The 13,846-nt window shown below is 33.4% G+C and carries 13 protein-coding genes; 1 reads left to right on the plus strand and 12 read right to left on the minus strand.

Features of this window, described 5'->3' with window-relative positions:
• Position 1: 1 nt before the first annotated feature.
• The 12 genes from PK35_RS01575 to PK35_RS01630 all read right to left on the minus strand — a co-directional run bounded on the left by PK35_RS01575 (position 2) and on the right by PK35_RS01630 (position 11,512).
• A complete protein-coding gene (locus PK35_RS01575; RefSeq protein ID WP_044624893.1) occupies positions 2-733 on the minus strand; it encodes a heavy-metal-associated domain-containing protein in 732 nt (243 codons plus the stop codon).
• A 3-nt stretch (positions 734-736) separates the two neighbouring features.
• Complete coding sequence (locus tag PK35_RS01580) at positions 737-1,972, minus strand: TolC family protein (protein WP_044624894.1); 1,236 nt, start codon at positions 1,970-1,972, stop codon at positions 737-739.
• Positions 1,962-5,768, minus strand: coding sequence for an efflux RND transporter permease subunit (locus tag PK35_RS01585; RefSeq protein ID WP_044624895.1), 3,807 nt, complete (start codon positions 5,766-5,768; stop codon positions 1,962-1,964). The genes PK35_RS01580 and PK35_RS01585 overlap by 11 nt, the downstream gene beginning before the upstream one ends.
• 116 nt (positions 5,769-5,884) lie before the next feature.
• Positions 5,885-6,298, minus strand: a complete 414-nt coding sequence (locus PK35_RS01590; protein ID WP_238320851.1) for an HYC_CC_PP family protein — start codon at positions 6,296-6,298, stop codon at positions 5,885-5,887.
• Between the two features lie 73 nt (positions 6,299-6,371).
• Positions 6,372-6,740, minus strand: coding sequence for a YchJ family protein (locus PK35_RS01595; RefSeq protein ID WP_316930157.1), 369 nt, complete (start codon positions 6,738-6,740; stop codon positions 6,372-6,374).
• The gene (locus PK35_RS01600) at positions 6,740-7,096 is read right to left on the minus strand and encodes a hypothetical protein (protein WP_044624897.1); all 357 of its coding nucleotides are present in this window, start codon (positions 7,094-7,096) and stop codon (positions 6,740-6,742) included. The genes PK35_RS01595 and PK35_RS01600 overlap by 1 nt, the downstream gene beginning before the upstream one ends.
• Positions 7,097-7,159: 63 nt before the next feature.
• Positions 7,160-7,852 (minus strand): DUF6624 domain-containing protein, encoded by a 693-nt coding sequence (locus tag PK35_RS01605; RefSeq protein WP_044624898.1) that lies wholly within the window; start codon positions 7,850-7,852, stop codon positions 7,160-7,162.
• Between the two features lie 71 nt (positions 7,853-7,923).
• On the minus strand, positions 7,924-8,364 hold the full coding sequence (locus PK35_RS01610) for a hypothetical protein (RefSeq protein ID WP_044624899.1): 441 nt from the start codon (positions 8,362-8,364) through the stop codon (positions 7,924-7,926).
• Positions 8,365-8,460: 96 nt separating this feature from the next.
• Entirely contained in the window at positions 8,461-9,063 is a 603-nt protein-coding gene (locus PK35_RS01615; RefSeq protein ID WP_044625206.1) for a hypothetical protein, read from the minus strand.
• 94 nt (positions 9,064-9,157) lie between these two features.
• Positions 9,158-9,745: a hypothetical protein gene (locus PK35_RS01620; protein ID WP_044624900.1), complete on the minus strand. Its 588-nt coding sequence runs from the start codon at positions 9,743-9,745 to the stop codon at positions 9,158-9,160.
• A 44-nt stretch (positions 9,746-9,789) separates the two neighbouring features.
• Positions 9,790-10,899 (minus strand): acyltransferase family protein, encoded by a 1,110-nt coding sequence (locus tag PK35_RS01625; protein WP_044624901.1) that lies wholly within the window; start codon positions 10,897-10,899, stop codon positions 9,790-9,792.
• A 28-nt stretch (positions 10,900-10,927) separates the two neighbouring features.
• Positions 10,928-11,512, minus strand: a complete 585-nt coding sequence (locus PK35_RS01630) for an ankyrin repeat domain-containing protein (RefSeq protein ID WP_044624902.1) — start codon at positions 11,510-11,512, stop codon at positions 10,928-10,930.
• Between the two features lie 227 nt (positions 11,513-11,739).
• On the opposite strand from PK35_RS01630, the gene PK35_RS01635 reads away from it, so the two are divergent.
• The gene (locus PK35_RS01635) at positions 11,740-13,836 is read left to right on the plus strand and encodes a helix-turn-helix domain-containing protein (RefSeq protein ID WP_044624903.1); all 2,097 of its coding nucleotides are present in this window, start codon (positions 11,740-11,742) and stop codon (positions 13,834-13,836) included.
• The last annotated feature ends 10 nt before the right edge of the window (positions 13,837-13,846 follow it).

Below are 13,846 nucleotides of genomic sequence, written 5' to 3' on the forward strand. Positions count from 1 at the left end.
TTTAAAAAATTAACATTAATACCGCCATAACAATCATAATGGCATTTTCAATAAGTGTAGCCTCCGTCATTGGTAATTTAAGCACTGTACCCAAACAAGCGCAACGAATGGCTTTTTTATCAAGCAAGGTTTTTGTTACTCCAATGGTTGTTATTCCTAAAATAACTAAGGTTATAATTAATGCCAGTTCAATTTGAAATCGCATTAAAAACATTAGTCCTAATGCAGTTTCTAAAAACGGATAAATTTTACCGTAAATAGGTACGCGTTTTGCCAACGGATCGTACATACTAAACGACTCTGGAAATCCTTTTAAATCTAGCATTTTAAAAAAGCTGAAAACGATGCAAAATAATCCCATAAAATCTAGCATAAATGCCGACCAAGACCAATTTTTATAATGCAACAACACACTAGCAGAAACGATATAAAAAATAATAAGTAACAACGGTTTTAACTGTTGCAACTTACTTTCTTTGCTTTCTGCAGGCATGCTCATGGCGTTTGATGATTCAAAAACATTGCGTTCTTTTTTCTCTGTTATCTGGTATTTTTCGGGTAATGCTTTTTGTAAATCTTGGGTTGAAATATGCGAACTCATTGTTATTTCGGCTTCACCCTTTTCTAGATTTACCGCAACATCGGTTACGCGATCTAAAGCGGTTAAGTTTTTTTCTACCGAAGCTTTGCAACCATTGCAGGTCATTCCCGTTATATTATATGTATATGTCATGTTTTACTGAATTAAATAATTTATAATTGTGCTTTGTTTGTAATATGTTTTTACCGCTTCAATTTGATTTATTTGAAATTTAAGCTGTAACTCTTGAATATCTAGAACATCATTAAAATTTATAGTGCCCGTTTCGTAGCTTTTAATAAGAATTTGTTCAGCATCTTTGGCCTGATTCAGATTTTTTAAAGCCGTTTGATGACTTATTCTTGCTGAAATGCGTTCGTTTTTAGCTTGAGACAACACCGTTTTTAACGTGTTTAATCGTGCTTGTTTTTGATAATTAATTTCCTGCTGTTCGAGTTCGTTTTGTTTAGAAACCGATTTATACTTTTTATTGAAAATAGGAATTGAAACCGACACCATAGGCATTAGAATATCCTTACCATTATCGGAAAAGTTAATATCTGGTCGTGGCGACACATTTATATAATCTATCCCAAAACCAATCATCGGGCTACTTTCTTTTTGATTTAACAGTTCTGATTTTTCAATGGATTCATACAATTTATCATACTTTAAAAGCTCTGGATGAATAGATAAATCATTAATGTTTAAATCAAAATCTTCCGTAGGAATCGTTAAACTATCAACTACATTTACGGCAACTGTAGTTTCTCTATTTAAAAGATTATTTAGACCGTTTTCTTCTGCCAAAAATTGCTGATGCAAAACTGCTTTTAATTGCTCCATATCGTTTTGTCTCATTTGTAAACGCAGCACATCAACCGCTGATGCTTGACCAACCTCAACCGAGGTTAGCGCCATGGTTTCGTAGGTTTTTAATAACGCTATATTTTCTGCTAGAACCGCCTGTTTTGCTTTATTCGCATATAAATTATAATACGATTGTGCCACCGAGGCCATGAGTTTACGTTTGATTATAATAATATCTTGATATTTTGCATCGGCCAATGAGGTTACATAAGCTTCACGCGATGTAATTGTGCCAAACCAAGGCAACATTTGTTTTGCTGAAACTTTAAAACGTTGCGCGCCTGTTCGGGTTTCTGGCTCGCTAACAAAATAACCGACACCAAATTCTGTATTAGGCATAGTGTTGACTTCATTTACCTTTTCGGAAGCCCTTTTGTACTGCAATTCGAACTGCTGAATTTCAGGATTATTCTGCAAAGCTTCATCGATTAATAGTTTTAATTCTTGAGCATTGACAACTGAACACAGCAAACAAAAACCAAGTACCAGAACCAATTTTATATGTTGTGATTTATGCTTCATTTTGATTTTTTTTAAGTTGAAATTCCGCTTTCCAGCTATATAAAACAGGCACAATAAAATAGGATGTTACATCGATTATCATACCGCCAAAAATGGGAATTGACATGGGTATCATAATATCACTGCCTTTTCCTGTTGATGTTAAAACAGGCAATAATGCTAAAATGGTCGTTACTGTTGTCATTAAACAAGGACGAATACGTTTTGAAGCTGCTTCTAAAGTTGATGCTCGTATTTCTGAAACTTTTAATGGCGCATTTGCTTTAAAAGATTGTGTTAGGTACGTTGCCATAACGACACCATCGTCTGTAGCAATGCCGAACAAGGCAATAAAACCAACCCAAACGGCAACGCTTAAATTAACCGTTTTCATGTTAAACAGTGTCCTGATATTTTCACCAAAAACACTAAAATTTAAAAACCAATCTTGTCCGTAAAGCCAAATCATAACAAAACCACCTGCAAAGGCCACTGCAATACCAGAAAACACCATTAATGTGGTTGACACCGAACGAAATTGAAAATAAAGAATTAAAAAGATGACCAACAAAGCTAACGGTACAATAACAGCTAAGGTTTTTTCAGCGCGCAACTGATTTTCGTAGGTTCCTGTAAAATTATAGGTTATTCCTTTGGGTACGATTAATTCACCTGAATCAATATGTTGCTGAATGAGTCTTTGGGCATTTTCTACAACATTAACCTCTGCAAAACCATCTAATTTATCAAACAACACATAACCAACTAAAAATGTGTCTTCACTTTTAATAACCTGTGGCCCTTGTTCGTATTTTATCGTTGCCAATTCACTCAATGGCACAGGACTTCCGTTAGCTACTGGAACGTAAATCTGCTGTAAATCGGTTGGATTTTCTCGTAAACCTCTTGGGTAGCGCACGCGAATAGCATAACGCTCTCTACCTTCAACCGTTTGGGTTAATGGCATGCCACCAACGGCTACTTTTAAAACATCTTGAACCGTTTCCACACTTACACCATATCGTGCTATATTTTCTCGATTTATATCGATTAGCAGATAAGGTTTACCCACAATTCTGTCGGCAAAAACGGCTTCTTTTTTTACACCTTCGGCTTGTTTTAAAATAGTTTCTAACTGCATGCCAAAGGCTTCAATGGTTTTTAAATCTTGACCTTTTATTTTTATACCCATTGGCGCACGCATACCAGTTTGTAACATTACCAAGCGGGTTTCAATAGGCTGTAATTTTGGTGCGGAAGTCACTCCTGGTAATTTGGTAACTCTTACAATTTCGTTCCAAATATCGTCTGGTGATTGTATTTCGGGTCGCCAGTTTCGGTAGAATTCGCCGTTGTTGTCTTCGATTAGTTGAGACTTTTCAATATTTAACAGCCTTGATTCAATAACCGCTTTGTTCTCGACTGCGCTCGAACTGACAGCTACATTTTCATTATAAATTAATCTGCCATCTTTCAATTCATATAAACCATCTTCATTTACTTTATAACGTTGCCGTTCACCTTGCGCATTCAACATATATTCTGGTTTATATTGAATAATATTTTCGTACATGGATAAAGGTGCTGGATCAAGAGCCGATTCGGTTCTACCTGCTTTTCCCACCACGGTTTCAATTTCTGGAATGCTTGCAACCGCCATGTCTAATTGTTGTAACACGCGTTTATTTTCTTCAACTCCGGCATGAGGCATCGATGTTGGCATCAGTAAAAACACTCCTTCATTTAACGATGGTATAAACTCTTTTCCTGTGTTTTTATAGATGAAAAAACCAAATATTAAAAGCGTAACAGGTATTGTTAAAAACAATAATCTGTTTGCCAATGCCCATTTTAAAATTCGCGTGTAATAACGCTTAAAGAGCGAAAATGCACCTAATAACCCGAGGCAAATTACGGCTACGAAAATCAAGTTCAACAAAATGCTTTTATCTACACCTAAAGGTCGCCAATACGCTGCTAACAAAAAGACTATCGCTATTGCCGAAATAATTATTTCTCCATTTTCTAATTGACCTAAAGGAAGAAAACGATAGCGTCTATACAAATGAAGCAATCCAAACGCAACTAAAACTAAACCTAACCAATAACCATAAATTATTATGGCGATACCTAAAACTATTAAAATACCGTTTAAGACTAGCGAAACGCGTATTTTCACCTGAATTTTTCGGAATAAAAACGCTGCAAACGGCGGAATTAAAAATAAAGCGATTACCAATGAAGCTATTAACGCAAAGGTTTTGGTAAATGCTAGCGGACGAAACAACTTTCCTTCGGCTCCTATCATGGTAAAAACAGGAATAAAACTGATGATTGTCGTCATAACCGCAGTAACAATAGCTCCAGATACTTCAGCGGTAGCTTTATAAACGATTTTATTTATTGTGTTTTGACTATTTTTTTCAGAAGCAAGATTCTGAGATTCATTGTCACTTGTTCCTTGTTCTGCTAATTTTTCATTTTCATCTAAATGCCTAATAATATTTTCCGATAGGATAACACCAACATCAACCATGGTGCCTATGGCAATCGCAATACCTGATAACGCCACAATATTGGCATCAACATTAAAAAGTTTCATAGCAATAAACACCATTAAAACGGCAACTGGCAATAAACCTGAAATTAAAACCGACGCCCTCATATTGTAAACCATAACAATAATCACCAAAATGGTTATTAGAATTTCGAGGGTTAACGCTTCATTTAAAGTGCCAAGGGTTTCATTGATAAGCGCTGTTCTGTCATAAAACGGCACAATAGTAACTTGCGAAGTTGAACCATCTGCCAATGTCTTTGTTGGTAATCCTGCACTTAGTTCGTTTATTTTTGCCTTTACATTATTAATTACCTCTAACGGATTTGCACCATATCGCGCCACAACCACACCGCCTACAACTTCAGCGCCTTCTTTATCTAAAATACCTCGTCGCGCTGCTGGTCCTAATGTCACTTTTGCTATGTCTTTTATTTTTATTGGTGTAAAATCTTCTGAAGCCACCACAGCATTTTCAATATCTGATATCGACTTAACATAGCCCAAACCACGCACCAAATACTCGGCTTGGTTAATCTCTAAAGTTTGCGCTCCAATATCTCGATTGCTTTCCTTTACAGCCTTCACAACCTGATTTAAACCAACGTTATATTGGCGCATGAGCTCTGGATTGACGTCCACTTGATACTCTTGAACGTAACCACCAATTGAAGCAACTTCGGACACCCCACTTGCTGAAGATAATGCGTATTTCACATAGTAATCTTGAATGCTACGCAATTCGTGTAAATCCCAACCACCGGTGACATTGCCTTGCTTATCGCGCCCTTCTAGAGTGTACCAAAATATTTGCCCTAAACCTGTCGCATCTGGTCCTAGCGAAGGATTTACACCTTCTGGCAATAAACCACTTGGTAATGCATTCAGTTTTTCGAGAATACGGCTGCGGCTCCAGTAAAATTCGATATCTTCTTCAAAAATGATATAGATACTCGAAAACCCAAACATAGATGAACTACGAATCGTTTTAACTCCAGGAATACCCAGTAATGATGTGGTTAACGGATAGGTTATTTGGTCTTCGATATCTTGTGGCGAACGACCATCCCATTTGGTAAATACAATTTGCTGATTTTCGCCAATATCTGGAATAGCATCAACGGCTACAGGGTTACTTGGTAAAAAGCCAGTATCCCAATTAAAAGGCGCATTTACAGTTCCCCAGCCTATAAAAAGAACCAGTAATAAAACCGCAACGAGTTTATTTTCTATTAAAAATTTGATGCTTTTGTTTAGCATTGCTTTTTGAATTTTAGTAGTAAGTACAAAATATAGCGTACACGATTTGCGCTTTATCGAGCGATAAAACACAACATTCCTGAATCCTTTATGGATTAGGAATTATCTACTAAAAATCAAATTAAATAGGTTTCGTCTAGTTTAAAGATTTGCCTAGAGACCAGAGGCGGCTTGTATGCGTCGAACGAAGTATTCGTGATACGCTCACCTTCAAAAAGTTTAATATAAGTGTAAATGAATGATGCAATGAAAACCTGCTGATCGAAAGTAATTTTATCAACCGAATGCTGTAATTCGTTTTGACCTTCAATGGTTAATTTCTTATCGGCACAACAACTTTTTGTAGTTACTGCACAATTGTCGGTTGATGGTTTTTGCATCTCCATACCGCAACCTTCAGCTTTTTGAAACACGGTAGTTTCAACCAAAGTTTCTCCGCAATAATGCATATTCACTGTGAACGACATCGTAGTTATTAATACTACAAATGCCATTAACAAAGCCATTATTTTACGGAATATTGTTTTCATTTGATTTACAAATTTACGAATTTTTGTAAAATAGTAATTTAATTAACAGAAGTTTAGAACTAAAAAAAATCAGTTACAACCCTTTTACATAAACCCAATGCCCGTTTTCCGTAGCAAACTCTGAAGTTTCATTAATAACATCTAACTTACCGTTTTCCATAAAATAGGCTTTAAATTCGACAGTAGTGTCTGTCGATTTTAAAACTTCTAATTTCACCCAAACCACAGATTTCGTCCATTTTTCAAGTGATTTATAATCGTGTTTACTTGGTCTTGTTTTTGAATGATGACTTTTAGATAAATAATCAATATTTACCAAAACAAATGCACTGTATCTGGAACGCATAAGTGCTTCGCAAGTTGATACAGATTCTATATTTAGATGCGCTTTTTCGCAGCAATCTTGATACAAAAGATTGGGGTTACACGGACAATTCATCATTAATTTAAAATTTGGTTTGGCTTCATTCTAAAACAACGTTCTTCTCCTAAATATAAAGGATCACCATGTTTTTCGGACCAAAAACCTTCAAGTAAATCTTTGCTCAAACATTTGTACACCACAACACCTTTGTAGATATTGCGCTCATCATCTTCATAATTAAAGTTGATGACTAAAATATTATCTTTAAAAAATCCTGTGCCTTTCTGCACTTGACTTTCTCCTATTTGCCATCGTGCTACTACCCGATTATTAACATCTAAACTTAAGGTTAAAATACCTTTATAACCTGTTTTTTCAGCATTTTGATTTTGGCCTGTAATGGCGTATTCACCTGGTAAATCTTGTAGTGTCATTTTAAAAATAAAGGATGTAATTTATTAAAAACAAATCTAATAAAACTGATAAATCTTAGAATCCTATTTTAACTTCTGGTTTGTATTATTTATTTCTTGCTTTGCCAACTCAAATGCCTTTGATCTTTTAATTTGTTCTTCGAGATTCCATTCAAAATTAAATCTGTTTTTAAGGAAGACTGCAATTGAATCTAATCCAATTGCAGTTCTTCGTTGGTCAATATTTTCTAGATCAAAAACAGGCCAAAGATTAAAACTTTTGGTTTCTGGATAGTACTTCATTTGTCCTCCATAAATCTGCAGGTCTCCTCTTTCTGTAGCTATCCTGTCCTCTGCTCTTACCAAAAATCGCGGTTCTAATTTCTTATCTTTAACGGCTTGCTTCATCATTGGCAGGTAGTGTTTCCGAACTTCATTATCTGAGTGTTGTATCACATTACATATAGTCCAATTACCACGTTCTCCAATCATTTCTTTTGCTGGCCAGCCATAATCTTTAAGAATATTTTTTACTCTACTTTCATTAATGATATGATTCTTATTAATAATTACTTGTTGTTCTTTTACCAATTCTGAATCAACACCATAGATAGACATCAAAGAATCTCTTGTTCTAATGGGTAATTGTTCTGTTTTCCAGATATCGTCAATTAGTGCTAATAAGTTTTCTTCTTTTACAGAAGCCTGCTCTTTTGTTTTAGTTTTATTTGAGCAATTAAATAATAGCGCTAAACTAAATAATAAGATATATTTCATTCTTTTGAATTTTATACAATGTTTTTATTAATGAATTTCAAAAATAGCTAGTGGTAGTTTTTTTAAAATTATTAGTTTAAATAATTGAAAAACAACTCCACAAAAACACTTATAATAACACTTACCACAGTTGATAAAATTGATATCCGCTTTAATTTAAATGTATTTGAAAATGCTAACCATAGGCAGACAATAGCGCAAATTGAAAAAATTATTGTTCCGTATAAAGGCACTAAACTGTTAAAAAGCCCTATTACATTAAAAATAGGATCTAACAAAGCCGTAAACCCGAAAAGTGCTAAAGAGAAATTCGTTTTTTTATGCCCTATCAATAAGTAATAACTTGCCATTATAAGCTCAATACTTATAACGAAAGGCCCAAATTGGTTATAATATGCTCTTTTAAAATATGCTTCAACCCCTTGAAGAAATTCAATTTTTAAAAAAAAGTTAATACTTAAAGCTACTCCTACAATTAAAAACGCTATTGCAATAATTTTTCTATTTTTCATTCTATCTATTTAAATTTCAAAACTTAAAGCCAATTAGAATATTTATAAAAGGTACTAAATTTTAATTATTTTCCATTATTTCGCATTTATCAAAGCCTAAAACCAGTTAAACCCTAATCCTATATTAAAAATTACAGCATCTCGGTGTGCATCTCCTTCTAAATAAACACTGCCTAACATTAAATTAGATTGTATATTAAGTGCAAAGTTTTTCTTTTTGTAAATTTCGTAACCTGTACTAGCCTTAACCGCAAAGCCAAAGTTCCAATCGTCATTTACATCGTCTTTAATGTCGTAAAGAGCTGGTGAATCTACAGCTAAACCAAGGCCTCCATTAATCCACCAACGATCTTTCACCCAATATTGAAGTGAGGGAAGCACAGCTCCAAAATGCCTGTCGTTATCTTGAAACTCGTATATATTTCCTGGAAAAGAAATCGCCACTGCTAGTCTTTCATTTAGCATATATCCAAACTTTAAATCTGGAAAAACAAATGCTCCTTGAGATTTATCGAATGTTTGAATACCAGCACTATCTTCTAAACTAATAATGCCTCCACCTACTACAAATTCGAAGATAAAGCCATCTCTTTGTGTTGTCGTTTCAGGTTTTGTGCTTTGTGCGTAAGTTACGCTTGATAATAATGCGAAGGCCACAAAAGCCATTTTTAATAAGATTTGTTTTTTAATTGTCTTCATAATTGTTTGTTTTTTGATTGTTTTCATTTTAATTGATGTTTAAATTGTTCGTTTTTTGATTGATAATTTCTATTTTAATTAATAGTTGTTTTTGTTATTTTGAATATTCGATTAATTCCTCTACATAATGAAAATCGCCTTGATTTTGAGTAAGTTTTATGAAATTTTTTACATCTGGCGCATATAACCAAATTTCAGTTTCATCGGCGCTATATCCTCTAGAATTTGTGGTTTTACCTGTATACTTGATTGTATATGCCATAAATGTTCCCGCCTCTACTGTTTCTTCTTGGTAAGATAGCACTTCGGCGTTTTGACTTTGTTTTCCAGTTGTTCCATCCTGACTTGTCCAATTGTTTTCGTATTTCCACTTTTTACCCACCTTAAGAGGCCAGTCGTACTTTGGTGTTTTACTTTCTTCTGGTTTCACAATCTCTGTAACAGGAATGGTGTCCTTTCCAATAGTTATACCTAAGTTTCCTTTAAAATCTACTATTTCTCTGGTATCTGTTCCATTGGAACGCACTTCTCCTTCAGTAGTTACACCCTTGTATTTCCAAACCCATTTCTCGCCGATAGTATAATCGGTTAGTGTTGGTTGTTGATATGCTCTGGATTTAGTTTTATGATTACACGCACTAAGGATGATCAAAACAAATAGTATAATAAATCGGTTTTTCATTTTATTTTTAGTTAATTGGACTGGTTATTTATAATTTTTAAATTTTAACTGTTGTATATTTCTTCATTAGTCACAACATTTAGCTTATCTTTTTTCTTAATATCTACTTTCCAGTTTAAGCCAAATAAGGGTCTAAGAATAGGTATTCTCTTGATAACAAACTCATAAAGCAGATAACACCCAATAAATGTGACACATGTTATTAAAGCGAACGCTATTAGTGCCGGTAAGTGTAAAGGCAGTATAAATTTGGCGGCCAAAAAAAGCACAATCATATGTATGATATAAACAGGATATGCCGCTTTACTTAAATATGATAAGGCCTTGCTAGGTTTGTTTAGGTATTGATAACAAAATCCGAATATGGAGAAAATCCAACTATTACTCTCTACAGCGGTTAAATATAAAGGTCCTTCGGCACCATATATAACATATCTTACTGCGTACAGAATTGCTGCCAACCCTAAAAAAAGCCACTTCCATTGTTTTACTGTATTCCAAAATATATGTCCTGTACTCATAAAAAGGAATCCGAAAAAGAATGCTAGTAAGCCAATTGCAAAACCATGCCAGGTTTGAGCATACATTGCAAAAGGTTTTGGTTGAAATAGTAATACTTCTGCAATAAAAAATACATTGACTGAGAATAAACCTAGTGGATTGCTAAATAATCGTGTTAAAAGAGATATTGGTTTTGAAAACACACCTTTTCTTATACCGTAGAAAATTGGAAGCCCAATAAGTACATAGATAAAAATATTTCCTAAAAACCATAGGTGTCCCATATGAGGATAGTAACCTAAAGGCATATTGTAAAAATCTTGAAAGACATACATATGCAACGGCGTTAAAGCCACAAAACCGAACAAAAATGGCACTAATATTCGTCTTGTGCGTTCTTTAAGTAATTCTATATTATTACGCTTTCTCAGCGCAAAATACACTCCCATACCAGAGACATAGAAAAGAATTGGTATTCTCCACACATTTAACATAGTCATTGGTTGCCATAATGCCGTGGAGGTTTCGTCGCTTCTTAAAAAAGCTATAAACATTGCCCAAGGCTGAAACACAATAGCAATATGATATATTAACAAAAGTGCAATAGCTATAACTCTAAGCCAATCGATATCGTAACGTCTTTCAGTTTTCATAATATAGAATTTGTTAGTTTATTAAATTTTATTGCAACATCATTGCTATAACAGGTCTTGCCTTTTCTACTTCTGCGAGATCTAAAGTAAAGCCCATAGGTTGTAATTGCTTAATAAGCATTTCGTAGACTGGTTTCATTTGCGAAAAATCACTCAATACGGTTTCTCTAGGTGTTGCTCCAAAATTGTTTTTTATGGTTTTATCGGCTCCAGCATCTAACAACATTTTAACCGTTTCTGTTCTTCCAAAAAATGCAGCAGTATGTAAAGCGGTACTACCATCATTATTTTTAATTGATAAATCAACTTTAGCTTGTAATAATGCCGCTACTATTTTTGGTTTATTAAAAGTTACCGCTGTTAATAAAGGCGTAGAACCACTCATAGTTTCAATTTTATTAATATCCGAACCATTTGCTATGTGTTGTTTTACCACTTCAAAATTATTTGCGATGATAGCTTCGTGAATGTCTTGACTTGGTTTAGCTATTTCCTTGTTTGAAGTTGCTGCTACATTTTTAGCCTCTTTTTTCTGCAAACATGATGTTAACGACAATGCCACTATACATATAACAGTGAAACTTTTTAATTGATTTTTAATTGATTTTTTCATGATTTTAAATTTTAATAATTATTGTTTCGTTTTGATGTTACAAAGATGCAATCAACGCTGAAGCAACAGTAAATAGTTATGAATCAAGAGTTATGAAGTTTAACGCAAGACTATAAATTATGAAGCATGACTATAAATTATGGCGCAAACCGAAATAAAACCGTAAAAATCTGATTTAAAAACTCGTGTTAAAATTTTACTTATCTTCGTTGCTATTACACAAACAAATGACGATAAACAATACATCAAATTCATTTTTATCTGAAGCGAAATCCATAGTTTTAGATCATATTTCTAATGAACAATTTGGTGTTTCTGAGTTAGCAGATAAAATGCATATAAGCCGTTCTAGTTTACTCAGAAAAATAAAAAAGCAAACCAATTTGTCTGCTAGTCAGTTTATCAGAGAAGTTCGTTTACAAAAAGCTTCAGCGTTATTATTAGAAACTGACTTAACTGCTTCTGAAATTTCATTTGAAGTTGGTTTTAGTAATCCTTCGTATTTTACAAAATGCTATCGCGAATATTATGGCTATCCGCCGGGTGAGACAAAAACCAGAAAAGCGGAAGAACAAAATACGTCTCATAAAAATGAAGAAGAAACCAATGAAGAAGAAACCAATGAAGTTATTGTAAAAAACAAAAACATTAACAGATATGTTATTGCAATCGCCTTCTTATCAATAGTTGCTATTGTCTACTTTTTTAAGGATAAATTCACGTCGCCGCCATCAAAAATAAATAAAGAGAAGTCGGTTGCTTTTTTGCCATTCAAAAATCTAAGTGAAGACAATTCTAATTTATATTTTATTAATGGCGTTATGGAATCTTCGCTTAATAATCTTCAGAAAATTAAAGATTTACGAGTAATCAGCAGGACTTCCACAGAAAAATATAGAAACAACACTAAAACCATTTCAGAAATTGCTGAAGAATTACAAGTCAATTATTTAATTGAAGGAAGTGGACAAAAAATAGGAAATGAGGTACTTATTAGTATTCAAATGATTGACGCTAATGAGGACACCCCCATTTGGTCCGAACAATACAAATATCAACTTGATGATGTTTTTGAGCTTCAAAACACTATTGCTAAAAAAATAGCCGTCGCCATAGAAGCCAATGTAACCCCAAAAGAATTGGCGCTTATTGATAAAAAACCCACGGAAAATATAATTGCTTATGATTTTTATTTAAAAGGATTAGAAAATCAAAAAGAGCAAAGTGAAGCAGGATTAAATAAGGCTATACTTAATTTTGAAAAAGCTATAGAACACGATTCAAAATACGCTAATGCCTACGCTCAAATTGCTATTTGTTATTATTATTTAGATTTAAATAAAATTGAGAAAAAATATTTAGATCATTTAAATGAGTATGCAGATAATGCCTTGTTATATGATGCTACTTCAGAGTTGCCTTTAATTGCAAAAGCGTTGTATTATATAAACACAAATGAGTTTAAGTTAGCCATACCTTACTTGGAAAAAGCACTAGAATACAATCCCAATGCATCTTCTGTAGTTTTAATTTTATCTGATTTATATGCTCGTGTTGTGCCAGATACAAATAAATATCTTACTTATGCCTTAAAAGGAATGAAATTGAATATTGAAGCTAACGATTCTGTAGCTAAAAGTTATGTATATTTAAACTTAAGCAATGCATTAGTGCAAAATGGTTTTGCAGAAAAAGCTTCGGAATATATTGAGGAATCCTTAAAATATAATGCAAAAAATCCTTATGCTCCGTATTTAAAAAACTTTATAGATTATGCTAATAATAAAAACCTAAAAGCCTTAACTAAAAAAATGCTTTTAGAGTGGAAAAAAGATACGTTACGTGCCGATATAACTCAAGAATTGGCAAAAATGTACTATTTTCAAGAGGATTACGATAATGCTCTTTTTTATTATGAAAAGTATATTAAAATACTTTCTATCAATAAAATTGATTTGTATCCTGCCGAAAATATAAAAATAGCATACACCTATAATAAAATGGGCTTTTCTAAGGAAGCCGAACACTACTTAAATAAATATACAGACTATCTTGAAAAAGATGAATCTATTTACAAAGAGGCTGGTTTAGCTGTACTTTATCTTTATAAAAATATGCCGGATAAAGCTATAGAAGCTTATACCAGATTCAGTTTACAAAATGATTTTCAATATTGGGTCATTTTATTTATTCGAGAAGATCCTTTATTGAAGCGATTGCAAAATCATCCAAAATATGAGGAAACTATTAAGCGCATAGAATCACGATTTTGGGAAAATCATAAAAAACTTAAAGAAACTTTAGAAAAGGAAAAATTGTTATAAACTAGGTTTT

The organism is Neotamlana nanhaiensis, assembly GCF_000943555.1.
GTDB classification, from domain to species: Bacteria; Bacteroidota; Bacteroidia; order Flavobacteriales; family Flavobacteriaceae; genus Neotamlana; species Neotamlana nanhaiensis.

What these genes read in the sequence shown, in the direction of transcription:
- PK35_RS01620 (WP_044624900.1), bottom strand. Translation starts at nt 9,745, where the DNA reads ATGAAAAACCGATTTATTATACTATTTGTTTTGATCATCCTTAGTGCG.
- PK35_RS01610 (WP_044624899.1), bottom strand. Translation starts at nt 8,364, where the DNA reads ATGAAAAATAGAAAAATTATTGCAATAGCGTTTTTAATTGTAGGAGTA.
- PK35_RS01635 (WP_044624903.1), top strand. Translation starts at nt 11,740, where the DNA reads ATGACGATAAACAATACATCAAATTCATTTTTATCTGAAGCGAAATCC.
- PK35_RS01575 (WP_044624893.1), bottom strand. Translation starts at nt 733, where the DNA reads ATGACATATACATATAATATAACGGGAATGACCTGCAATGGTTGCAAA.
- PK35_RS01595 (WP_316930157.1), bottom strand. Translation starts at nt 6,740, where the DNA reads ATGATGAATTGTCCGTGTAACCCCAATCTTTTGTATCAAGATTGCTGC.
- PK35_RS01630 (WP_044624902.1), bottom strand. Translation starts at nt 11,512, where the DNA reads ATGAAAAAATCAATTAAAAATCAATTAAAAAGTTTCACTGTTATATGT.
- PK35_RS01625 (WP_044624901.1), bottom strand. Translation starts at nt 10,899, where the DNA reads ATGAAAACTGAAAGACGTTACGATATCGATTGGCTTAGAGTTATAGCT.
- PK35_RS01585 (WP_044624895.1), bottom strand. Translation starts at nt 5,768, where the DNA reads ATGCTAAACAAAAGCATCAAATTTTTAATAGAAAATAAACTCGTTGCG.
- PK35_RS01600 (WP_044624897.1), bottom strand. Translation starts at nt 7,096, where the DNA reads ATGACACTACAAGATTTACCAGGTGAATACGCCATTACAGGCCAAAAT.
- PK35_RS01580 (WP_044624894.1), bottom strand. Translation starts at nt 1,972, where the DNA reads ATGAAGCATAAATCACAACATATAAAATTGGTTCTGGTACTTGGTTTT.
- PK35_RS01615 (WP_044625206.1), bottom strand. Translation starts at nt 9,063, where the DNA reads ATGAAGACAATTAAAAAACAAATCTTATTAAAAATGGCTTTTGTGGCC.
- PK35_RS01605 (WP_044624898.1), bottom strand. Translation starts at nt 7,852, where the DNA reads ATGAAATATATCTTATTATTTAGTTTAGCGCTATTATTTAATTGCTCA.
- PK35_RS01590 (WP_238320851.1), bottom strand. Translation starts at nt 6,298, where the DNA reads ATGAAAACAATATTCCGTAAAATAATGGCTTTGTTAATGGCATTTGTA.